Source organism: Halomonas sp. DP1Y21-3, from assembly GCF_019801245.1.
Taxonomy (GTDB): Bacteria; Pseudomonadota; Gammaproteobacteria; order Pseudomonadales; family Halomonadaceae; genus Halomonas; species Halomonas litopenaei.
In genome coordinates, this window is the sequence record NZ_JAHVJM010000008.1 from 15956 (window position 1) to 38947 (window position 22992).

Genomic DNA, 22992 nt, shown 5'->3' on the forward strand with positions numbered 1-22992 from the left:
TTGTCCGAACGCAGCGGCGGTAATGCAAGCCAACTCCCTCCTTTGCTTCGAAACTGCGCCTATTCTTCACTCTTCGGGGGTACAGCCGCTCCCTGGCTGTCGCTCGTTCGCGACTTACGACTCACGCCCTGTCTCACCGTTGTCGTGTTCCCCTTCATCGTCTGCTTGCAGCGCTTGCTCCTCCTTGCCCTCGCGATCACCTTTCTGTTCGGCCGGCTGATCGCCTGCCGAATCGCTCTCCCTCGTCTCGCCGCTTTGTCCCGTGGCATCTTTCGGCTCACCCTCCGCATCCTCTTCAGCAGGGGCTGGCTCCTCGTGATTCGGCGGCTCTTGCTGGCGTGCCTTGTCGGATGCCATGTCCGGTGTCTCCTGCTGTCCTTCGGGGCGGGCGGTCAACCAGCGTAGCCTGAGGCCGGGAATGCCCGCCTGGGTATCGATGCTGGCGTCGGCGGTGGTCGCCGCCCCAGGGTCTTCGGCAACCTCGAAGCGCAATACGCCGATACGTTGGCCGCCGGCGGTCATCACATCGATGCGCCAGCTGCCGCTGCTGGCCTCGGGAAAGTTCTGCTTGCGGGTCCAGGCGCGATAGCCCTCGGCGCGTCCGCCGTAGATATTCAGCGCGATGCGGTCGACGAGTTCTCCCTCGTGGCGCCACTCGTGTACCACCTCTTCCTTCAAGCCGCGTGGCGCATGGATTGCGGTGTAGGCATAGAGCCCTCGGGACGACAGCGCCTCCGGTGTCAGCGCCATGGAGCCCTGCGGCGTGCGTGCGGCCTCGTCGAAGGCCGGCGACAGGGCGCTGCCGGACAGCCACAGGGTCGCCGGCGGCACCCACACCCGGCCCAGCCAGGCGACCCCGGCCAATAACGGCAGCAGCGCGAACATCGCCAGCCAGCGGGCGGGACTCATGGGGCGCAGCAGATGCAACAGACTCGGCAGGCTGAATACCACCATGGCCACGGCGGCCGCCAGCATGCTCTGACCGGTACTCAGGTGCAGTACCAGCGGCAGGGTCACCAGCACCACCAGGAACACGCACTGGGCGTGGAACACGAAGTAGAGCCAGCGCTTGCGTTCGGCCAGTCGGTAGTAGAGCGGATCAACGATGGACAGCACCGCCATGCCAAGCATGAACAGGGTGAACAGCGCCTGACCGCTGCTCCACACCGTGGTGGCGACCAGAAAGGGCAAGGCGAAGAACAGCGTCTCCTGGTGGATCATCTGGGCGATGAAGGTGGTGACGCCACGGGGTAGGGCAGGATAGCCGCGCCGCACCATCAGGCGTCCGATCAGGCTCTCCGACAGCAGCAGGGTCCAGGCCAGCAGCATGCCCCCGGCCAGCAGCACGCCGAGCCACTGCTGGCGCTCGACCAGAAAGAAGCTGGCGACGCCGGCAGCAAAGGCCAGCGGTGGCCACAGCCAGTGCCAGGGCCGCAGACGCGCTACCCAGGTCTCGATGAATCGCTGCGTCGCGTTGAGGGTGGTGCGCTGAGGGGGCGAGGAGGGCATGGCGTGGTCCGCGGCGGCTGGGAGGGGCATGCTATCAGTATGCTTAAACGCTGGTGAAGCGCCGCTGCATGCTTCAACGCCTCGCAAGCCCTCTAAGGTATTGGTAGGGGTTGACGGAAGTGAATCTTTGCACCAAGCTGGCGAAATCAAACGGGCGTATGAATGTCGCCTGGCCCATCGATTGTCGGGCCCTTTCCGGATGACACGGCATGACTTCAGTGGAGATGCGTGGATGATCTATCAAGGCAATGCCATTTCGGTGGCTCGCAATGGCGAAGATATCGCCACTCTGACCTTCGACTTGAAGGATGAATCGGTCAACAAGCTCTCTGGCGCGGTGATCAAGGAGCTGGGCGAAGCGCTGGACGCGGTACGCGGCGAGAGCGGCGTCAAGGGCCTGATGCTGAAAAGCGCCAAGGACGCCTTCATCGTCGGTGCCGACATCACCGAGTTTCACGCCATGTTCGGCAAGGACGAGGCGGAGATCCAGGGCATGCTCGAGCAGGTCCACGGCATCTTCAATGGCCTCGAGGACCTGCCCTTCCCGACGGTCAGCGCGATCAACGGCCTGGCCCTCGGTGGCGGCTGTGAGGTGGTGCTGTCCACCGACTTCCGCGTGATGACGCCTGACGCCAAGATCGGCCTGCCCGAGACCAAGCTCGGTATTGTCCCCGGCTGGGGCGGCTGCGTGCGTCTGCCCAGGGTGATCGGCGCCGACAACGCCATCGAGTGGATCGCCGGCGGCACCGAGAACCGTGCCGACGCCTGCCTCAAGGTCGGCGCCGTGGATGCGGTGGTGCCCGCCGATGACCTCGAGGCAGCGGCGCTCGACATGCTGGCGCGAGCCAACGCCGGCGAACTCGATTTCAAGGCCCGGCGCGAGGAAAAGAACAGCGCGCTGAACCTCAATCCGGTCGAGCAGATGATGGTGTTCGAGACCTCCAAGGGATATGTCGCCGGCAAGGCCGGGCCGCACTATCCGGCGCCGGTGGAAGCGATCAAGGTGATCCAGAAGGGCGCCGGTGAAGGTCGTGCGCGGGCACAGGCGATCGAGGCCAAGGCCTTCTGCAAGATGGCCAAGACCGACGTCTGCTACAACCTGGTCGGGCTGTTCCTCAACGACCAGGTGGTCAAGAAGAAGGGCGGCAAGTACGCCAGCAAGGCGCAACCGGTGCGCCAGGCGGCGGTGCTCGGTGCCGGCATCATGGGCGGCGGAATCGCCTACCAGAGCGCCTCCAAGGGCACCCCGATCCTGATGAAGGACATCAAGGAAGACGCCATCGAGCTGGGCCTCAAGGAGGCGCGCAAGCTGTTCGGCAAGCAGGCCTCCCGCGGCAAGCTGTCCGTCGAAGGGGTGGCCGAGAAGCTCGCCAACATTCGTCCGACGCTGTCCTACGGTGATTTCGACAATGTCGACCTGGTGGTCGAAGCGGTGGTCGAGAACCCCAAGGTCAAGGGTGCGGTGCTCAGCGAGGTCGAGCAGCAGGTAGGCGATAACACCATCCTGGCGTCCAACACCTCGACCATCTCGATCACCCGGCTGGCCGAGAACCTGAAGCGTCCCGAGAACTTCTGCGGCATGCACTTCTTCAACCCGGTGCACCGCATGCCGCTGGTCGAGGTCATCCGTGGCGAGAAGACCAGCGACGCAGCCGTGGCCGCCACCGTGGCCTACGCCAAGGCCATGGGCAAGACGCCGATCGTGGTCAACGACTGCCCGGGCTTCCTGGTCAATCGCGTGCTGTTCCCCTATTTCGGCGGTTTCAGCCTGCTGGTCGAGAAGGGTGCCGACTACCAGCGCGTCGACAAGGTGATGGAGAAGTTCGGCTGGCCGATGGGCCCGGCCTATCTGCTCGACGTGGTCGGCATGGATACCGCGGTGCACGCCAACGAGGTGATGGCCGAAGGCTTCCCCGACCGCATGGCGCGTGACGCCAAGACCGCCATTCAGGTGATGTTCGACAACGATCGCCTGGGGCAGAAGAACGCCAAGGGCTTCTACGCCTACGAAGAGGATCGCAAGGGCAAGCCCAGAAAGGTCAGCGACGAGGCCGCCATCGAGCTGGTCAAGCAGGTGGTCAGCGAGAACCGCGAATTCTCCGACGAGGATATCATCGCGCGGATGATGGTGCCGCTGTGCATGGAGACCGTGCGCTGTCTCGAAGATGACATCGTCGGCACCCCGGCCGAGGCCGACATGGCGCTGATCTACGGCATTGGCTTCCCTCCCTTCCGAGGTGGTGCGCTGCGCTATATCGATGCCATGGGCGTGGCCGAATTCGTCGCCCTGGCCGACAGCCTGGCCGAGGAGCTCGGGCCGCTTTATGCGCCCACCGATGGCCTGCGTGAGATGGCCAACAGTGGCAAGACCTTCTACGCCGACGCCAAGTGACCCCACCAGACAGGAGAAGACAGATGAGCTTGAACCCGAGAGATGTGGTGGTGGTCGATGGTGCCCGTACCGCCATGGCCAAGGCCAAGAACGGTGGCTTCCGCCACGTGCGTGCCGAGAACCTGTCGGCGGCGGTGATGAATGCGTTGCTCGAGCGCAACGCCGCCGTTGATCCCGGCGAAGTGGATGACGTCATCTGGGGCTGCGTCAACCAGACCCTGGAGCAGGGCTTCAACGTCGCACGCAACGCCCAGATCATGACCGCCATGCCGCGCAGCGTGCCGGCCCAGACGGTCAACCGCCTGTGCGGCTCGTCGATGAGCGCACTGCACATCGCCACCGCCAACATCAAGGCCGGCATGGGTGACGTCTACCTGGTCGGTGGCGTCGAGCATATGGAGCACATCCCGCTGACCCACGGCATCGACGTCAACCCCAGCGCCAGCAAGCACGCCGCCAAGGCAGCGATGATGATGGGCATGACCGCCGAATTGCTGGGCAAGCTGCACAGCATTTCCCGCGAGCAGCAGGACAGCTTCGGCGTACGCTCCCATCAGCGTGCCTACGAGGCCCAGCAGAGCGGCGCCTTTGACCGCGAGATCATCGGTGTGGAAGGCCATGACGCCGACGGTCGCCGGATTCTGGTCAAGCGTGACGAGGTGATTCGTCCCGAGGCCAGCCTGGACAGCATGGCGGGCCTCAAGCCGGTGTTCGATCCGCGTGGCGGCACCGTCACCGCCGGCACCTCCTCGGCACTGTCGGTGGGCGCCAGTGGCATGCTGGTGATGAGCTACGAACGCGCCCAGGCCCTTGGTCTTTCGCCGATTGCCCGGGTGCTGTCCACCGGAGTGTCCGGCTGCGACGCCTCGATCATGGGCTATGGCCCGGTACCGGCGTCCCAGAAGGCGCTCAAGGCGGCGGGACTGAGCATCGATGACATCGACACGGTGGAGCTCAACGAAGCCTTTGCCGCCCAGGCGCTGCCGGTACTCAAGGACCTGGGGCTGCTCGACGTGATGGACGAGAAGGTCAACCTGCACGGCGGCGCCATCGCCCTGGGTCACCCGCTGGGCTGCTCCGGCACCCGTATCAGCAACAGCCTGCTGAACGTGATGCGGCGCCAGGACACCCGCCTGGGTCTTGCCACCATGTGTATCGGCATGGGGCAGGGCGTGGCGACCGTGTTCGAACGCCTCGACTGAACTCTTGCCGCCTTCGGGCGGAGCAGAGCGGAAAACGCCGGCACTGTCTGACAGTGCCGGCGTTGTTGCGAGAGTGCAGTGTACACGCGCAAGTCATTCAACCGCTGGATGCTGCCGTGGCCATCATCTGATCGTGGCAGATGCGCACCATGGCGCCTCCTCGTCCCAGTGGCACGATCTGATCGACGTTGTCCGGCGGGTTCTGCTGGTCCGATGGTTCGACCACTTCCTCGAATTCCACCCTGTAGCGATGTCCGGCGAGGTGAGTCAACACGAACCGATGGCCCTCAGGCATCTCGGCGGAGGCCGGGAGGAGCCGGCGTACACGATCCCAGACCTCCTCTGACAATACCTCATCCTGCTTTTTGACCAACATCCAGCCAAGCTGCGTCACGATCCCCGCGACGGTAGCGATGGGGCCCGGGTAGAGCTGCCAGAACTGGGTGAAGGTGGGGCCGTGGGCGATCGATACGCTGACGTACTCGGGGCCGAACATGATGATGAGAACAGCGATGATCAAGACAATCAGCGACACCGCAATGACCAGATAGCCAAAGACAGTATCACCGGTGTAGGAGGGACCTTCGAATTCGATCGGTAGGTCCTCCAGCGTCTGCTGTGCATCCATGCGCATCTCCTGTGGCTCCGTTGGTCGGAGCCGTTGTACTTCCCTGTAGACCCCGACCTCGCCGTGATTTACGGCATCCCTTGAACGGACGAGTATCGAGTGAGTGACGCACAGTCCGGGCGACATCAGGCATCTTGCCAAAGGCCCATCTGTACGTTGGTGAGAGTGTCTCCACAGGGATCGTGGCCTGGCAATGTCGAGGCTTTATGCGACCTATCTAATACGCCATTGGCGATGTGATGGTGCATAGTTGTGAGGTCTTGGCGACATTTCCGTTCGCTGCGGCAAGCAAGGGGGCGGCGAGTCGATCGCGACGTCAGGCCTATTCGAACGTCTCCTCCGGCAGAGCATAGCGCCAAGGCGCTGACCAGACGGCGGCTCGGTAGCGGGGCTTCTCGGCTCTGGGTGGTGATACACGCTACCTGAACTAGCGCTGCTTCTGGAGATGGAAGCTTCATGCTTCCCGCCCGCGGATTACACGATCCCCGCATCAAGTCCCGCCGCCAGGGTCATGGCGAGCTCCTCCACCTGGTCGGTGAAGTCATCCTGCCATTCACCCCGCAGCACCAGTGGCGTCTGGACCCATTTCCAGCGCAGACCGGTGACGATGCCTTCCACCGCCCGCTGCGTGCCGGTGCCGTCGTGACCCGCGCGGATGTACAGTACGCAGGGCAACCCTTGGGTGTGTTCCAGCACGGGGTAGTAGCTACGATCGAAGAAGTCCTTGAGGGCACCGCTCATGTAGCCGAGGTTCTCGGTGGTGCCAAGCAGGATGGCGTCGGCTTTCCTGACATCCTCGGGGCCAGCATCGAGCGGCGCCAGTACCTGGACGTCCACGCCGTCGATGTCCGGGTGGCGGGCGCCACGCTCGGCCGCTTCCCTTAGTGCCAGGGTGTTGGGCGAGGGTGCATGGGCGACGATCAGCAGACGTTTCATGCAGGGCTCCGGCAAGGCTGGTGCGAGGATGGTGGCTAGAGTGGCGAGCGACGGTTCGGTGCGTCGATCTTCCGGCTGCCCCCCTTGAAGCCATGGGGGATCATCATCATGTCAAAGACATGCGGGTTTGACAGCCCGGGGCGACTCGTCAAGGCTGGACATGGCTGCCGCGGTGAAATATCTCCTAGCGGTGGCATGAACATCACGCAGACGCCCTTTGCAGATTGTGAACCATTTCGATCCAGGGAGGATATCACCATGCCCTTTGCGCTTTCTTCGCTAAGAGTGACCAGCACCGCCTTCGACAATGATGGCGCCATCCCCGCACGGCACTCCCAGGAGGCAGAAGACCTGTCTCCGGCGCTGGCCTGGGATGGCCTGCCCGAGGGTACCAAGTCGGTGGCGGTCATCTGTCACGACCCCGACGCGCCGCTGGTCCAGAAGGGATGCTACGGCTTTGTTCACTGGGTGCTCTACAACCTGCCGGCGTCCCTCTCCTCGCTGGAGGAGGCCACCGAGGAAGGCACCCGAGGAATCAACGACGCCGGCAACCTCGGTTTCAATGGTCCGATGCCGCCGGAAGGGCATGGCGTGCACCGCTACTACTTCTGGGTACTGGCGCTGGACACCGAGACGAACCTGCCGGAGGGCCTCGGCATGAATGAACTGCTGTCCGAGGTCGAGCCGCACCTGCTCGGCATGAATCGGCTGGTGGGGAGCTATCAGCGCGACGCCTGAGGCGCTTCGGCCACCATCAGAACATGACGTACTGAAGCCCGTTTTTAACGGGCTTCTCGTTCAAGGATGACGCCCATGTACGAATGGATTTCTGCCCACAAGGACGTATTGCAGACGCTGGCCAGCGTCGGCTCCTTCATGATCTGGCTGATCTACGCGCAGCTTCTGTACTTTGGCTTTCGCCGCCAGCGTCGCCCCCGGCTGATCATCAATCGCGGCAAGCGAAAGAATCTGGATGCGCTGTGCGTGATCAGCAACATGAGCGCCGAGCCCATCTACTTGCAACATATCATGATGACGCTGGAGACCTCGGAAGGAGACTGGACGCTGGATGTCAGTGACCACGAGGCGGATCTTGATGATGATGAAGACCAGCAGGAAGCTGGCCACAACGCCAGTCATTGTACCCACCAGGGTCCGCTGGACAGCGGTGGCTTCGTTCATATCGGTTCGTTCAATGCCTTGAAGGAACGTATTACCACCATCGCCGACATCGACGAGTCGCGGGATGGGCTGGTATTCAAGGCCGTCTGTGTACGGGTGATCGGCACCTACTGTTCGGAGAACCTGCCGATCGGTGCCGAGCGGCGTTTCGTGTTTCACCAGAGCGAGGATTCCTGCACCCTGGTGCCCGAGACCTGGGACACTCTGCAGTTCAGTACACGCCGCCAGCGGCGGGCCCTGAAGGCCGATATCAAGCGTATCCATGAGCGCCAGGCCCAAGGCGAGGGCGAAAAGGCGGAAAAGGAAGATAGGGAGCAATAGGAAGCAATAGGAAGACAGCGCCTGACAAGGCTCTCCTTCCATTGGACGACTGGCAATCCGGCGGGGGGCGGAGTACCGTCTTCGCTTTTCCCACCTGCGAGAGTGTCATGAGCGACCTGCCCCCCTGTCCCGCCTGTGAGTCCCCATACGGCTACGAGGATGGCCATTCCCTGGTCTGTCCCGAGTGCGGCCACGAATGGTCGTTGAACGCCGAGCCCGATGAGAGCGGTGACCAGGTGCGGGACGCCCACGGCAATGTGCTGAGCGACGGCGACAGCGTCACCGTGATCAAGGATCTGAAGGTCAAGGGCTCTTCTTCGGTGGTCAAGGTCGGCACCAAGGTGAAGAACATCCGCCTGCTCGATGGTGACCATGACATCGACTGCAAGATCGATGGCATCGGCGCCATGAAGCTCAAGTCGATGTACGTCAAGAAGGCCTGAATGCGGCCCTTGAGGCGTCATGCAAGGGCAAACGCCAGCGCTTGGAAAGCGCTGGCGTTTTTTTATGCTCGACTTGCGTTGGTTGCCCTGACGCGACCTGTGCTCAGGTGAGGCTGGCGCCCACGAACAATGTCACGGTGGTGACTCCCAGGGTCATCAGGATATAAGGCAGCGCCCACTTGACGAAGCGCTCGTAGGGTATCTTGGCAAGCGCCAGTCCGGCGACCAGATGGGCGGCGGTGGGAGCGAACATGTTGATCCAGCCGCTGGCGGACTGGAAGGCGGTGACCACCAGTTCGCGATCCACGCCCGAGAAGTCGGCCAGTGGCGCCATCAGCGGCATGGACACCGTGGCCAGCCCTGAAGTCGATGGGATGAAGAAGCTCAGCACGATGTGGACCACGTAGGCCACCACCACGAACAGGCCCGAGGACAGGCCGGCTACCGCGCCTTCGGCCCAATTGAGGATGGTGTCGATGATCACGCCGTTGTCCATCACCACATAGATGCCGCGTGCCACGGCCACCACCAGGGCCACGCCGATCAGGTCCTTGGCACCATCGAGGAAGGTCTCGATGAAGTCGGATTCGGACTGTCGATTGATCAGGGCGATCAGGATGGCAGCGCTCAGGAACAGGGTGGAGAGTTCATCGAACCACCACCACAGAGTCGGAAAAGCCGTGATGCCCATGTCTTCCCAGGGCACGACGCCGTAGACCATGATCCCGAAAGTCATGAAAAACACCGTCATGGTCAGCTTGTGGCGCAGGGTGAACGCCTGGGTCGAGGCGGCCTCCTTGGCCTGAGGAGCGGCCGCCAGCTGCAGGTCCGCCAGCACCGAGCGCTGCGGGTCGCGCTTGATCCGCGCGGCGTAGCGCATCACGAACCAGATAGCCAGTGACACCAGGATCACGAACTGCACCAGCCTGAGCGTGATACCGGCGCCGATCGGCAGGCCGGCGAAGCCCGAGGCGATGCCGGTGGCGAAGGGGTTGACGGTGGAGGCCAGCACACCGGTGCCGGAGCCGAGCAGGATGATGCCTGCGGCCACCATGCGGTCGTAGCCGGCGGCGGTGATCACCGGCAGGATGATGGCCCAGAAGGCGACCGTTTCCTCGGCCATGCCGTAGGTGGACCCGCCGAGGGCAAACAGCACCATCAGTACGGGAATCAGGTACTGCTCGCGCCCGCCAAAGCGCTCGACCACCGCGCCGATCCCGGCATCCAGGGCGCCCGAGCGCATCGTCACCGCCAGGAAGCCGCCGATGACCAGCACGAACAGGGCAACGTCCACGGCCTTGTGGAATCCCTGGATCGGTGCCACCAGCACATCTAGCGGCCCTTGGGGGGAGCTTTCCAGCACCTGGTAGGTGCCGGGAATCGGCAACAGGCGGCCGTCACCCTGATAGTCGAGCACGTCGCTGGCAGCAATGACCTGATCGCTGCCTTCCACATGGTAGTCGTACTTGCCGGCGGGCATGACCCAGGTCAGCACCGCCACCAGCGCGGTGATCACAAAGAGCAGGGTATAGACCGTGGGCATGCGCAGGCCGGAGCGCCGTTTGGAGGAGGTCGCTTGCGTTTCCATCTCGGTTTCCTTGTTTCAGAAGGTCATGGTGTAGGCTCTTTTGTTGTCGGTGTAATCAGGGACTGACGGCCCTTGTCTGACCGCCTGCCTTCGAGTCTACGGGCCTCGACGGTCTGTCGGGACTTGGGTCGGCACAATGCTTGATCCGCTGCAAGGACGGCGACGATGCGGCGAGATGAGAGGTAAATTTGCTGGCCTGGCTCAAGAAACGAGACGACCCCAATGTTTCACCGCACGCGGTCTCGCTGCACGACGAGACACGCGCAGGGTTGTCGTGTGCAGGGCAGTAGGAAGTGGCGCTGGGGTCGGCTGAAAGGGCGGCTGAAAGGGCGGCTGAAAGGGCGGCCGGGAGGCCGGGAGGCCGACTGAGCGAGCGGCCGGCCCTGCCGCAAATGAGGGCCTTGGGTCAGGTGATATGGCCAGGGGCCCGGTGTGGCGGCCCCTGGCGAGTTCATCCATAGCCCAGAGATCAGCCTTCGAAGTTCCATGTCAGGCGGGCGTTGATGCGACCCTCGCGGCTATCGGTCTCGAGGTCACGATCGCCGATGGGCTCGGCGTACTCCAGGGTGAGGCCGTACAGACGTCCTTTGCCCAGACTGACGCCGGCCGCCGCCGAGGCCAGGTGGCTATCCGCGTCGCGCTCCTGAAACTCGGTGCGGGCACCATCCAGCACCAGGTAGGGCTCGACGCGGGAAAGCCAGGCACTATTCACAGGCTGCAGATAGCGTAGTTCCAGCGCCCCGGCGAAACCGTAGTCGCCCTCCGCCTGGCCGGCGTCATAGCCGCGCCCGAAGCGTTGGCCACCGTAGTTGCCGCGCTCGGGTTCCGGCAGCGCATCATCGGAGTAGAAACCGTTGGCGCTGGCAGTAAGGCGCCAGTGATCGCCATACAGGCGTCTGTACTGGGCGTCCAGCTGCCAGCGGGTGAAGTGCAGATCTCCGTTGTCGGCAAGCGGTGTACCGTTGAGCCGGCGCTGCTGCTCGTTGGCCCCCAGATCTACGCCCTGGCGCAGGGCCAGCGAGGCAAGCCAGAACTGCCGTCCACGCTGGGTGCGATAGTTCAGGTCCAGATCGGCGGCCGAGTACTCGGACTCCTCGACCAGTTGGTTGAGGGTCTGTTCCTCGAAGCTGAGTGATGTGGTCTTGGTCTCGTCGTGGTGACGCAAGGCGCCGCCCAGGGTCAGGCTCGAGGAGCGTGACAGCAGCAAGGGGTAGGACAGCCCCAGGCGATAGCGTCTACGGTCGGTATCCTGGTCCTGGCGCAGATCGAAGCGCTGTCCGTCGAGCAGGTAGATCAGATTCTCCTCGTCGTCACCGTCATAGCTGTCGGCGGAGGCGGTCAGGGTCAGGCCGTCGTTGCCGATATCGGTACGATAGTCCAACGCGTAGAGCTCGTTGTCGTTGTCGATGGGCCACAGCCAGGAGAAGCCCAGGCTGTCGCCCCAGGTAGTCAGGCTCTGGGTCGAGACCCGGTTGATGAAGACGGCGTCCTGCTCATCGCCGCCGCTGAGGTTGCCCGAATAGTCAAAATGATCGATACGACGTTCTTCGACACGCAGGGTAGTGGCACCGCTGGGTGTGCGCGGCACCGGTGCCTTCAGGGTCAGGCTGGCACCGGGAATTCGCTCGATCAGCCCGCTGACACGCTCAAAGGTGCTGCGCGTCAGAGGGCGTTCTTCCAGCAATGGCTGGACCAGTTTCTCCACCCGGCCCGCCACGGGGTCATCGTCCACCACGATCTCGGTACGGGCGATATGCCCCTCCACCAGTACGATGCGCACGTTGCCGTCACGAAAGTTGTTGGTTGGCAGGTAGGCGAAGGACAGCGGATAGCCGCCATCCTGGTAGGCGTCGGTGATCGCCTGGACTTCGGCCTCGATGGCCTCTCGGCTCACACTCTGCCCGATCATGGCCTGAAGTCCCTGACTCAGTTCGGCCAGATCCAGCACGCTGTCGCCGATGAAGCGCACGTGACGCACGGTGACGCGGGCAGGGATGCCGGCGCTGGCGTCGCTGGGCAGGTCAACCTCGGTTTCCACGCTGCGCTGTTGTGGCGCCAGCCGGCGATTTTCGATGATGTCGTCGACGGTCTCCAGCGTCTGCTGGGCCTGGAGGGGGGACACGGCCAGCAGGCTGCCGGCGGCCATCACTAGTGGAAGGGGACTGTATCGCGAACGTGGCGGGGTAGGCGGCTTGGTGTAGGGCGTTGGTTGCGGCGTAGTGCTTGGCATAGGCTTCCTTGTCGATCCCTGGTAGAGGCCCCTCAAGGGGGCTCGAATATTGTTATGAACAGCGTCTGGACTGGTGTTGGGTTTGACCTCAAGAAAAGGCCCGATACCCGCGGGGGTATCGGGCCTGCGTCTGGCATGGCTGGTCAGGCGAGATCAGTTTCTGCCCAGCAGTCCTCCCAGAACGTTGCTGACCAGGCCGTCATTGCTGCTGGAGTCGTTACTGCTGCCGTCCTGGCTGCTACCCATGTCACCGGTAAGCTTCTCGGTCACGCCACCGACGGCGTCCAGGGTGCCGCCGACCAGGCCACCGCCGCTGTCGCTGTCGCCACCGCCGAGGGTGCTGGTCAGGGTGTCGGAGACGCCAGAGACCAGGCCGCCGCCACTGTCGCCACCGAGGGTGTCGCCAAGCCCTGCGGTCAAGCCGCTGCCGCCGCCCAGCGTATCGTTGAGTCCGGCGATGAGGTTGCTGTCACCACCAAGCTGGTCGCCAAGCCCTGCCTCGAGTCCGCCCCCGAGGCCGCCTTGCTGGCTTCCTCCGAGGTCCGAGAGCAGAGCCCCTTGGCCCAGCAGTCCGGCAGATTCCAGTTGACTGAGTCCCTGACCATCGAGGCGTGAAAGCAGTCGAGCCTCATCACCGCCCAGCAGTCTGCCGGTGTTGGCGGCGATGCCTCCGACACCACTGACAGCACCACCCACGCCAGCGGCGAGGTCATTGCCCTGGCCCAGGCGGCCACCCAGTCCATCTACCGCTACGCCGGCCTGGATCAGCACGTTGCCTACCTCGGGGCCGACCACCAGGGCCTGGCTGAGCTGGGTAACGCCGCTATCCGTCTGGATGACAACGGGGCGCAATACCGCCGACACTTCGCGGGTCAGGCCACCAAGGTGCGAGCCATCGTCGTTGAAGTTCAGGGTCAGCACGTTACCGGCCTGGGTCACGCCGCCACCAAGGGCCGCGACGCTGCTGCCGAGCTGGGTGATGGCGCCGCTGCGGTTGTCGAGCTGCATGACCAGGGGGAGCTGGTTCAGGTTGCCGACGGTGGCGCCGAGGCTGGATACCACCTCTCCGGTTTCGGAGACCGCTACACCGCCGTCGGCCAAGGTGGTTCCCACAGCGTTGGGGTTATTCGAGAAGTTGCCCAGACCATTGTCGAGTCCGTTGCTGAGCCCGGATACGGCTTGGCCGCCATTGCTGATGACATTGCCCAGCCCGTCGGTGACGAACTCTCCACGTCCTCCCAGACTTTGTTGCGAAATGCCATCGCCCAGGGCGGTGACCGCGTCTCCAGCACCGGCGCCGGTCTGTCCTGCGCTGGCGACGGTGCGCTCCAGGTCGGTGCGGCCGTCTTCAGGCGCGCTGGTATCGCCATCGAGCAGTCCGCCGAGGCCGCCGCCTGAGCCATTGTCGCCTTCACCCCCGCCGAGCAGCTCGCCGGTCGCGATGACGATATTACCGCTGCCGGTCACGCTATCGCCGGCGCCGCCAAGCAGAGAGTAGCGTTCACCGATACGCTGACCGAGGTCGGCCAGGGTGCCACCGGTGCGTAGCAGCAGGTTGCCGGCCTGGGCCGGCAACACCAGCGCTTGACCGACGCGTGTGACCTTGCCGTCGGTGCCCAGCAGCACAGGACGAAGGGCAACACCAAGCTTGGTAGTGGTGGCCCCGAGCACCTCGCTGGAATCCTCGAAATTAACGCTGAGTGCGTCGCCTGCGCGCTCCACCTTGCCGCCGAGCCCATTGACGGTGGTACCGAGCTTGGTCACCAGTCCTGTTCGGGCGTCGAGTTCCATCACTACGGGCAGTTCGCCCAGGCCGGCAACGGTGTCTCCTGTCGCCGAAACTGCCTGTCCAAGCTCGCCGACACCGTTGGTCACGCCTGCGGCGGTGGTGCCCAGATAGTTGTCATTGGTACTGAGGCTGCCGACACCATCGCGTATGCCGCTCGAGATGTCGCCGACCGCATCGCCCGTTTCGGAGACGATCGTACCTGCAGGTTCGGTGACGCTGGCCAATTGAGGGACGGCGCTCTGCTGGGAGATGCCGTTCCCGATGTCAGTAAGCGTGGTGTCTACACCGTCGCTGGTATCGGCTGTCGCCAGGAATACACCTTCCAGCGATGAGCGGGCAATGCCATCGCCGCCATCGCCGCCGTCGGATCCATCACCATCGCCGCCATCGCCACCGGAGCCATCGCCACCGGAGCCATCACCACCGGAGCCATCGCCACCGGAGCCGCCATCGCCACCTGAGCCGCCATCGCCACCGGCGCCACCGGAGCCATCGTCGCCACCGCTGGTAATCGGGTCCTGGCTGTTACTGGCCAGGGTGCGAGAGTTGCTGGAATCACCAGAGCAGGCGGTCAGGGTCGCCATCGCGCTGGCGAGAGCAATAACGAGTAGTTTTCGTTGCAAAGTCATCGGTTTATACCTCACCTAGTCCGGATGTAATGGTTATCTTGGTGGAAAGGCAATGAAGCCAGTATGGGCTTTCTAAAACTCTTGTAGTTGAATATTTAGCGTAGATGCATCTTTACGCATGATTCCTTTTTATTAGCTTTTTATGGGTTTTAATTGGTGTTTAAGTGTTATCAAACGTAATGAAAGGTGTTATGAAGTGATTGTGCTGAAGGTTGTTTTGAAAAGGGCGGGGCGCTCGGGCGTACACTGAACTAGCACCGTGCTAGGCTCATGTAGCAGCAAGGAGAGGTGATGATGAGCCCTTGGCGTTTTGTAGTAATGTTGGTCGCAGGAGCCTTGGTTGCCGGGGTGCTGGCGGCCTGTGATGGAGATTCAACAGTGAGTCACCCTTCGGAGCCGAGCGGTGAGCGAGACATCGCGTCCGGTTCTGTCGAAAGGGTGACGTCCCGAGCTGATGAACCTGAACCTGAACCGATGACGGTCGCGGCGCTGGACGAGCCGGTGACGGTATCGCTGGATATCCGGCTGGCGTCGGATCGGCGAATGCATGTGGCGGCCACGACCAACTTGCCGGAAGGCACCAGAGTCCAGCTGCGGGTGGTGCGCGAGGCCAGCAATGTGCGTTGGCAGTCACGCACCGAGGTGCGTGAGGGCAGTGTGGCAGCCGGGCCCTACGGTCCCGGTAGCGGGTTGCCCGATGGCTACTATCGTATCGAACTGGTCACCGCTCCTGCTGACGTGCAGCCCGCCGAGGTCAAGGCGCGGATCGGGCCGAGCGGCGAGTACCTTGATGGGCCGCTGGTTGCCACGTCGGAGCATGGACTGGGCAAGATCATCAAGGCTAGCCAGCGGTTTCTGGTAGGGCAGGAAGTGCGACGAACGCTGGACGATGTCGAAGTGCAGCAGAGCCCCTGAATCAACCTTGAAAGCACCTCTTGATAAGTGTCCCTAAGACGCGAACGCAGCAGGAAGTTGTTACAGACCGCCCGTGGAAGTCGCTTTTGGAAATCGTTTTTGGAAATCGTTCCGGAAACGTGTTCTTGAGAAGTGTTCCTGGCAAAGTTCTTGCGAAAAGTTGTTGAGAAGATGTATCTGAAAAGGCTTTGAGAAGTGTTCTCGGAAAACATGCTTGAGAAAAGTTCTTGGGAAAAGTTCTTGGGAAGAGTTCTCGGGGCAACGTTCTTGAGAAGAGTTCTGGAGAAGTGTTCCAGAAAAGCGTCCTGGAAGATGGCTGGAAGCGGACGTCATGCGTCGAACGCGCCTGGACGCCATCGCCGACTTATAAGTAAGAGGGATAAACGGCGCCAGGGATAAGAAGCTCAAGAGATAAGAAACGCAAGTGATAAGAAGGGCAGAGGATAAGAAGGGCAAGGCACAGAGAGCGGTGGCGACAAGACTGCCGGGCAGGGCAGAGGCGGCAAGGGACGGTCAGGCCGGAGTGACCGACCTGCCCCGTCGGGCTCGCTCTCGGGGCTTGGGCGCCTGGTTGGATGATCTGGGTAGGCGAGAGATGAAACGTCAGGCCCGGCCGACTGCTTTTGGTTTCATCTCTGCTTTTCGTCTCACCTCAGGTCGCTGACTCGCTACGCCATAGCGCTACCACCTTGGCCTTGAGTCGCATGCCGCTGTGATAAGGCATGGTGGTGGTCTGGCCCTGGCGCTGAAAGGTCAGTTGCCCGTTGTTGTCCTGTGCGACCCGGCGCAGGTACAGGGTATCTTCCTCCGCCACAAGATAGAGTCCCGGCTGCCGGAATATCTCGGTCGGAGCCACGGCGGCCAGATCCAGCGGTCCCAGAAAATCGAAGTGCTCATCCGGCGCTGGCGTCACCAGGTGGCAGTCACCGTCCCAACGCTGCTCCGGGATCAGCTCCAGTGGCAGATCGATCCCCTTGTGGGCGACTTCCTGCCAGGGCAGCGGCAGGGTCGATCTCAGGTAGAGGGGAGATGGTCGGCTCGGTTCTCCTTCCAGCAGGTGTGCCAGGGGGCAGTTAAGGGCCTGTGACAGTGCCACCAGGCGTTCATGCCCGATCTGCTTGATGGTGCCGGACTCCCAGTAGGAAATGGTGACGTCAGAGACCCCGACCTGGCGAGCCAGCGCCGCCTTGTTCAAGCCGGCTGCCAACCTCAAAGATTTGATGCGCGGACCCAGCGCGTCCATGGAACCTTCCTGTCGACACATAAAGAGAATTTAGAATACTCATTCATAAGCACCTCTTGTGCAATATCAGGCGTCAACGATATTCGACGGTTCCTATGCCGCACTACCAGGTGATCGGCTCGTTGGACCAGTCGAAGAAGCCGCCGCTGTCGTCGGGGCCACGCTGCTGCACCATGGTCATCAGTCGGTCGGCGACAAAGTCGGCGGTGAACAGCTTGTGCTCAGGGACTCGGGCCTGAAAGGGGCGTGACAGCAAGCTGTCGGTGGTACCCGGGTGGAAGCTCAGCACGCAGGACCGGGGGTTCAATCGCTTGAGTTCGATGGCAGCGGTTTTCATCAGCATGTTGTGGGCGGCCTTGCTGGCGCGGTAGGCGTACCAGCCGCCCAGGCCGTTATCGCCGATCGAGCCGACCCGTGCCGACAGGCTGACCACGGTGGTGGGATGGGAGCCCTTGAGGTGGGGAAGCAGCGTCTGGAGCATCAAGGCCGGCGTGGCGGCGTTGACCTGAAAAAGGGTCGTCAGGGCGGCTTCGTCGAGGTCCTCCAGGCGTTTCTCGGGCTGAATGTTGCTTGCTTCGTCGTGCAACAGGCCAATGGCGTTGACCACAAGGTGAAGAGGAACGGCTTGGCCAGCAGGGCCGTGAAGGGCTCGACCCAGGTCAGCCCGGCCCTGTGCAGTGGTGACATCGCCTTCGATCGCTTCCAGGCGAGAAGAGGAGGCCTGAAAGGAGGTTCGGCTGACGACGGTCGCCTGCCCCAGCCGTGGGTCGGCGAGCAGTCGATCGACGACGGCGCGACCTATGCCTCCATTGCCGCCGATGACGAGGGCGCGATAGCCGTCGGGAAGTCTGTCCATGTCGCTCTCCTGGCCTGGGTGGGGTGGCAACCTGTTCGAGTCCCGCACGGGGTGACGATTTCAGAGTTTCGCGAATCCCGCCGGGTCCTGCGCAATTGCTTCGTCGGTGCGTATAATGCGCCCACGCCGCCAGCTTGGCTTCAACGACTTCAGGATGCAGGACGTTATGACTGTTCGCACGCGTATCGCCCCGTCGCCCACCGGGGACCCCCACGTAGGAACCGCCTACATTGCCTTGTTCAACCTGTGCTTTGCTCGACAGCATGGGGGAGAGTTCATCCTTCGCATCGAGGACACCGATCGTGTTCGTTCCACCGCCGAGTCGGAGCAGATGATCCTCGATTCGTTGCGCTGGTTGGGGCTCGAATGGGACGAAGGACCCGATGTAGGCGGCCCGCATGGTCCGTATCGTCAGAGCGAGCGAGGAGACATCTATGCCGAGCACGCCCAGCGATTGATCGATGCCGGCCATGCCTTCAAGTGTTACCGCACCAGCGAGGAGCTCGACGAGCTGCGTGAGGCGCGCAAGGCCCAGGGGCTGCACCTGGCGCTGAAACCGGCCGATCTGGCGCTTGATCCCGATGAACAGGCCCGTCGCGAGCAAGAGGGCATGCCCTATGTGGTGCGCATGCAGGTGCCGGAAAGCGGCCCCTGCGTCGTTCAGGACATGCTGCGTGGCGCCATCGAGGTGGACTGGGCCCAGGTGGATGCGCAGATCCTGCTCAAGTCCGACGGCATGCCGACCTATCACCTGGCCAATGTGGTGGACGATCACCTGATGGGGATCACCCACGTGCTGCGTGGCGAGGAGTGGATCAATTCGGCGCCCAAGCACCAGTTGCTGTATGAGTACTTTGGCTGGGACATGCCTGAGCTGTGCCATATGCCGCTGCTGCGCAATCCCGACAAGTCCAAGCTGTCCAAGCGCAAGAACCCTACCTCGATCAACTATTATCGGCGTATGGGATTCCTGCCCCAGGCGGTAACCAACTATCTCGGACGCATGGGCTGGTCCATGCCGGACGAACGAGAGAAGTTCTCCCTCGCCGAGATGATGGAAAACTTCGACATTCAGCGGGTATCGCTGGGTGGCCCGGTGTTCGATCTCGAGAAGCTGACCTGGCTCAACGGTGTCTACCTGCGCGAGGACCTGGACGACCGCGCCTTTCTCCAGGCCTTGATGACCTGGGCCTTCAATGAAGACTATGTGGCGCAGATCCTGCCCCAGGTGCGCACGCGGGTCGATACCTTGTCCGACGTGGCGCCTCTGGCGGGGCACTTCTTCTCCGGGCTGCCCGCCATCAGCGAAGCAAGCTTCGACGGGATCAACCTGGAGCGTGAAGATCTCGTCAAGCTGCTGCAGTTCCTGGTCTGGCGGCTCGAAGGTGTGTCCAGCTGGAACAAGGACGCGCTGCTGGCCGAGATCAAGCTGTTGGGCAGCCACTTCGATCTGAAGATGAAGGTACTGCTGGCACCGGTCTTTATCGCCATCACCGGCTCTTCGTCGAGCACCTCGGTGATGGACGCCATGGCGATTCTTGGCTCCGACATGACCCGCGCCCGCCTGCGTCACGCCATCGGCGTGCTGGGTGGCGTCTCCAAGAAGCAGGCCAAGCGCTTCGAGAAGGAATATCGCGAGTTGCCGGCGGAATAGTGACAAGTGATGGCGGTGGGGGAGAGGCGTTATTGCGAGCCCCCATCGCCATGGCGCTTGATACGTTTAGCTCCCCCGCGCCCGCCTGCGTCACGCCATCGGCGTGCTGGGTGGCGTCTCCAGGAGGCAGGCCAAGCGCTTCGAGAAGGCGCGCCGCGAGCTGACCTGAGAAAAAGCGCGAGCTGCCGGCGGCATGATGAAAAAGATGGGGAGGCCTGCTGGCACCCCATCACCTTGGCATCGCCATGGCCGGGACACCGAAAAATTTTGGCGCTTCCGGGGTTGACCAAATCTTATGATATCCGTAAGATACGTCTCGTCTTCACGAGATGGGGCCTTAGCTCAGCTGGGAGAGCGCGACACTGGCAGTGTCGAGGTCAGCGGTTCGATCCCGCTAGGCTCCACCAATCTCGTTTCAGGCTGCGTCCCATTCGTCTAGTGGTCCAGGACACCGCCCTTTCACGGCGGGAACAGGGGTTCGAACCCCCTATGGGACGCCACTTCCTGTGCGTAGCGTCTGCTCCTCATGGATTCATGCTTTCGCATGAATCGTTGTGAACTCCGTGGTCTCTCCTCTTGTTATCACCATTCGCTTTGTGAGCTCTTCGTGATTTGCACGAAGCCTCAGTTTGCTTGTGGATGGTTTGCAAAAACTGTCTTGTACGGCTTGACAGAACCTTCCTCTTGTCCACCAGTGACGCATTTTTCCCCCGGTCAGCCTCTGCTACGGGGATAACGCCCGTGGTTGCGCGATTTATATTTTTTTCCTTCAAAATCAACGTGTTGCGACAGGTTAAAAATTAACCAATCTAAGTCCAATGCCCAGTTCATGGCGATTCGAGGGCGGTTTCGATAGGTTGTGAACAGGGTTATCCACAGAAAGTGTGGAAAACGCTGGGCGGGGTGTAAGGGGCTTGAGAAGAGAGGGGGATGTTGGCCCATGAGCGCATGCCGGCGCCGCGGGAAGGTCGGGCCAGCAGGAGGGCGCTGGCCCGGCAGGTATGGAAAATGTCAGTCCTTGCTGTCAGACCTTTCGCGCAGGCGTCGCAGCAATGAGGACGTGTCCCAGCGTCCACCTCCCATTGCCTGCACGTCGGCGTAGAACTGGTCCACCAGGGCGGTCACCGGCAGGCGAGCCTCCAGCTGGCGCGCCTGGTTCAGACAGATATCCAGATCCTTGCGCATCCAGTTGACGGCGAAGCCATGCTCGTATTCGTCACGGATCATGGTCGCGTGACGGTTCTCCATCTGCCACGATCCGGCGGCTCCCTGGCTGATGACCTCGACCACCCGCTCCTGGTCGAGACCCGCTTGCTCGGCAAAATGAAGGCCTTCAGCGAGGCCCTGGACAAGGCCTGCGATGCAGATCTGGTTGACCATCTTGGTCAGCTGTCCGGCGCCGACGCCGCCCATCAAGGTCACGGCTCTGCCATAGTGCTCGAGTACCGGCCTTGCCCTGGAGAAGTGCTCCTCCTGGCCGCCGCACATGATGGTCAGGGCGCCGTTCTCTGCTCCTTGCTGGCCGCCGGAGACCGGCGCATCGATGAAGCCCACATCCTGCTTCTGGCAGGCCTGGTCGAGCTCCTCGGCGAGGCTCGAGGAGGCGGTGGTATGGTCCACCAGGATGGCGCCCTGGGAGAGCGTCGACAGTGCCCCGTCGGGCCCGGTGGTGACCTCGCGAACGTCGTCGTCATTGCCCACGCACACCAGTACCAGATCGGCGCCGCTGGCGGCCTCGGCGGGTGTCGCATGATGGCTGCCGTCGAAGCGCTCGCACCACTGCTCGGCCTTGCTTTGGGTGCGATTGTAGACGCGTACCGTCAGTCCGGCTTCGGCGAGATGTCCTGCCATGGGAAAACCCATCACGCCAAGGCCGATAAAGGCGACGGTGGAGATGTCTCGACTCATGAAAGCGCTCCTTTGTTATTTCGCTAGAGGGGGTCAGCATAGCGCCGGTAGGCGTGTCCGTTCATCCGTTGGGCAAAAAAGTTGAGCAAAAAAAAGGGCCGCCCCGGAGGGCGGCCCTTTTCATGGCAATGCGACGCGGGATGTTGCGTCTTCTGGCGTGACGGCGATTGCCTTGCATGGGGCAGCGGGCGTCACGCGAATTGCCTGGTTGGCGAATTACTTGGACGGGTAGTCGCGCTTGGGATGCCCGGTGTAGAGCTGGCGCGGACGACCGATCTTGTAGCTTTCGCTGATCATCTCGTTCCAGTGCGAGATCCAGCCGATGGTACGGGATACCGCGAAGATGACCGTGAACATGTTGGTCGGGATGCCCATCGCCTTGAGGATGATGCCGGAATAGAAGTCGACATTCGGGTAGAGCTTGCGCTCGACGAAGTACTCGTCTTCCAGGGCGATCTGCTCCAGGCGCTTGGCGATCTTGAGTTGCGGATCGTCGGCCTTGCCCAGTTCTTCCAGGACCTCGTCGCAGGTCTCCTTCATGACCTTGGCGCGCGGGTCGAAGTTGCGATAGACGCGGTGACCGAAGCCCATCAGCTTGAACGGGTCATCCTTGTCCTTGGCCTTGTCGATGAAGCGCTGGATGTTCTCTTCGGAGTCGTCGCCGATCTCGTCGAGCATGTTGAGCACTGCTTCGTTGGCGCCACCGTGGGCTGGACCCCACAGGGCCGCGATGCCGGCGCTGATGCAGGCAAACGGGTTGGCGCCGGTGGAGCCTGCCAGGCGCACCGTGGAGGTGGAGGCGTTCTGCTCGTGGTCCGCGTGCAGCATGAAGATGCGGTCCATGGCCTTGGCGTAGACCGGGTTGATCTCGTAGGGCTCGCACGGGTTGCTGAACATCATGTAGAGGAAGTTCTCTGCATAGTTCAGGTCGTTGCGCGGGTAGTTGAAAGGCTGGCCGATGTTGTACTTGTAGGACATGGCCGCGATGGTCGGCATCTTGGCGATCAGGCGAATGGCGCTGATCTCGCGGTCCTGCGCCTGGGTGATGTCCAGGTGGTCATGGTAGAAGGCTGCCAGGCCGCCGATCACGCCGCACATGATCGACATCGGGTGGGCGTCGCGGCGAAAGCCCTTGAAGAAGTTGGCGATCTGCTCGTGGACCATGGTGTGGTTGCGCACCCGGTGCTCGAAGTCCTTGTACTGCTCTTCGTCTGGCAGTTCACCGAACAGCAGGGTGTAGCAGAGCTCGACGAAGTTGGAATGCTTGGCCAGTTGCTCGATCGGGTAGCCGCGATGCAGCAGCACGCCGTTGGCGCCATCGATGTAGGTGATGCCGGATTCGCAGGAAGAGGTGGCCAGGAAGCCGGGGTCGAAGGTAAAGAGGCCTTCCGCTCCGAGTCCGCGCACGTCAACGACGTCGGGGCCGAGGGTGCCTGAATGGACGGGAAGTTCGACAGGTTTCTCCAGACCATCCACCGTCAGGGTCGCTTTTCTCTCAGCCATGTCAGGCCTCCTTCGTGTTCGATATGGAGCGATACGTTGTCATTTCTCACTAACGTGCCGACGA

Annotated in this window: 17 protein-coding genes and 2 tRNA genes; 9 read left to right on the plus strand and 10 right to left on the minus strand. The window is 62.4% G+C overall.

The features are described from left to right. Nucleotides 1-114: 114 nt before the first annotated feature. Complete coding sequence (locus tag KUV74_RS19545) at nt 115-1509, minus strand: DUF5924 family protein (protein ID WP_222517148.1); 1395 nt, start codon at nt 1507-1509, stop codon at nt 115-117. 232 nt (nt 1510-1741) lie between these two features. Between KUV74_RS19545 and fadB the strand changes: the two genes are divergently transcribed. Together fadB and fadA are read left to right on the plus strand one after the other, a co-directional pair. Continuing rightward, the gene (gene fadB / locus KUV74_RS19550) at nt 1742-3901 is read left to right on the plus strand and encodes a fatty acid oxidation complex subunit alpha FadB (protein WP_222517149.1); all 2160 of its coding nucleotides are present in this window, start codon (nt 1742-1744) and stop codon (nt 3899-3901) included. 23 nt (nt 3902-3924) lie between these two features. Beyond that, nucleotides 3925-5103 (plus strand): acetyl-CoA C-acyltransferase FadA, encoded by a 1179-nt coding sequence (gene fadA, locus KUV74_RS19555; RefSeq protein WP_045992964.1) that lies wholly within the window; start codon nt 3925-3927, stop codon nt 5101-5103. Nucleotides 5104-5200: 97 nt separating this feature from the next. On the opposite strand, the gene KUV74_RS19560 is transcribed toward fadA, so the two are convergent. Then, on the minus strand, nt 5201-5731 hold the full coding sequence (locus KUV74_RS19560; RefSeq protein WP_222517150.1) for a hypothetical protein: 531 nt from the start codon (nt 5729-5731) through the stop codon (nt 5201-5203). A 474-nt stretch (nt 5732-6205) separates the two neighbouring features. Next, nucleotides 6206-6667: a flavodoxin family protein gene (locus KUV74_RS19565; RefSeq protein WP_124804193.1), complete on the minus strand. Its 462-nt coding sequence runs from the start codon at nt 6665-6667 to the stop codon at nt 6206-6208. 258 nt (nt 6668-6925) lie between these two features. Between KUV74_RS19565 and KUV74_RS19570 the strand changes: the two genes are divergently transcribed. The 3 genes from KUV74_RS19570 (at nt 6926) to KUV74_RS19580 (ending at nt 8613) form a co-directional block, all read left to right on the plus strand. Next, on the plus strand, nt 6926-7405 hold the full coding sequence (locus KUV74_RS19570) for a YbhB/YbcL family Raf kinase inhibitor-like protein (protein ID WP_108133225.1): 480 nt from the start codon (nt 6926-6928) through the stop codon (nt 7403-7405). A gap of 75 nt (nt 7406-7480) precedes the next feature. Beyond that, nucleotides 7481-8170 carry a hypothetical protein gene (locus KUV74_RS19575; RefSeq protein ID WP_222517151.1) on the plus strand — a complete coding sequence of 230 codons (690 nt, stop codon included), beginning with the start codon at nt 7481-7483 and terminating at the stop codon, nt 8168-8170. 107 nt (nt 8171-8277) lie between these two features. After that, on the plus strand, nt 8278-8613 hold the full coding sequence (locus KUV74_RS19580) for a zinc ribbon domain-containing protein YjdM (RefSeq protein WP_222517152.1): 336 nt from the start codon (nt 8278-8280) through the stop codon (nt 8611-8613). Between the two features lie 103 nt (nt 8614-8716). Here KUV74_RS19580 and KUV74_RS19585 read toward each other — a convergent pair whose 3' ends face one another. From KUV74_RS19585 to KUV74_RS19595, 3 genes are all read right to left on the minus strand, one after another. Next, nucleotides 8717-10201 (minus strand): YfcC family protein, encoded by a 1485-nt coding sequence (locus KUV74_RS19585; protein WP_222517153.1) that lies wholly within the window; start codon nt 10199-10201, stop codon nt 8717-8719. 469 nt (nt 10202-10670) lie between these two features. Next, nucleotides 10671-12431 (minus strand): ShlB/FhaC/HecB family hemolysin secretion/activation protein, encoded by a 1761-nt coding sequence (locus tag KUV74_RS19590; RefSeq protein WP_222517154.1) that lies wholly within the window; start codon nt 12429-12431, stop codon nt 10671-10673. Nucleotides 12432-12584: 153 nt separating this feature from the next. After that, a complete protein-coding gene (locus tag KUV74_RS19595; RefSeq protein WP_222517155.1) occupies nt 12585-14849 on the minus strand; it encodes a collagen-like triple helix repeat-containing protein in 2265 nt (754 codons plus the stop codon). Between the two features lie 378 nt (nt 14850-15227). Here KUV74_RS19595 and KUV74_RS19600 point away from each other — a divergent pair, with 378 nt between their 5' ends. Then, nucleotides 15228-15764, plus strand: a complete 537-nt coding sequence (locus KUV74_RS19600; RefSeq protein WP_315900885.1) for a hypothetical protein — start codon at nt 15228-15230, stop codon at nt 15762-15764. 652 nt (nt 15765-16416) lie between these two features. Here KUV74_RS19600 and KUV74_RS19605 read toward each other — a convergent pair. Next, nucleotides 16417-17007 (minus strand): helix-turn-helix domain-containing protein, encoded by a 591-nt coding sequence (locus KUV74_RS19605; RefSeq protein WP_162816469.1) that lies wholly within the window; start codon nt 17005-17007, stop codon nt 16417-16419. 103 nt (nt 17008-17110) lie between these two features. Next, nucleotides 17111-17863: an SDR family NAD(P)-dependent oxidoreductase gene (locus KUV74_RS19610; RefSeq protein WP_222517156.1), complete on the minus strand. Its 753-nt coding sequence runs from the start codon at nt 17861-17863 to the stop codon at nt 17111-17113. Between the two features lie 166 nt (nt 17864-18029). On the opposite strand from KUV74_RS19610, the gene gltX reads away from it, so the two are divergent. From gltX to KUV74_RS19625, 3 genes are all read left to right on the plus strand, one after another. Continuing rightward, nucleotides 18030-19517: a glutamate--tRNA ligase gene (gene gltX / locus KUV74_RS19615; RefSeq protein WP_045992955.1), complete on the plus strand. Its 1488-nt coding sequence runs from the start codon at nt 18030-18032 to the stop codon at nt 19515-19517. A 331-nt stretch (nt 19518-19848) separates the two neighbouring features. Then, nucleotides 19849-19924 (plus strand) — tRNA-Ala (locus KUV74_RS19620). Between the two features lie 17 nt (nt 19925-19941). Beyond that, nucleotides 19942-20017, plus strand: a tRNA-Glu gene (locus tag KUV74_RS19625). Between the two features lie 511 nt (nt 20018-20528). Here KUV74_RS19625 and KUV74_RS19630 read toward each other — a convergent pair. Then, entirely contained in the window at nt 20529-21425 is an 897-nt protein-coding gene (locus tag KUV74_RS19630; RefSeq protein WP_222517157.1) for an NAD(P)-dependent oxidoreductase, read from the minus strand. Between the two features lie 216 nt (nt 21426-21641). Next, nucleotides 21642-22928 carry a citrate synthase gene (gene gltA, locus KUV74_RS19635; protein ID WP_222517158.1) on the minus strand — a complete coding sequence of 429 codons (1287 nt, stop codon included), beginning with the start codon at nt 22926-22928 and terminating at the stop codon, nt 21642-21644. Nucleotides 22929-22992 lie beyond the last annotated feature (64 nt).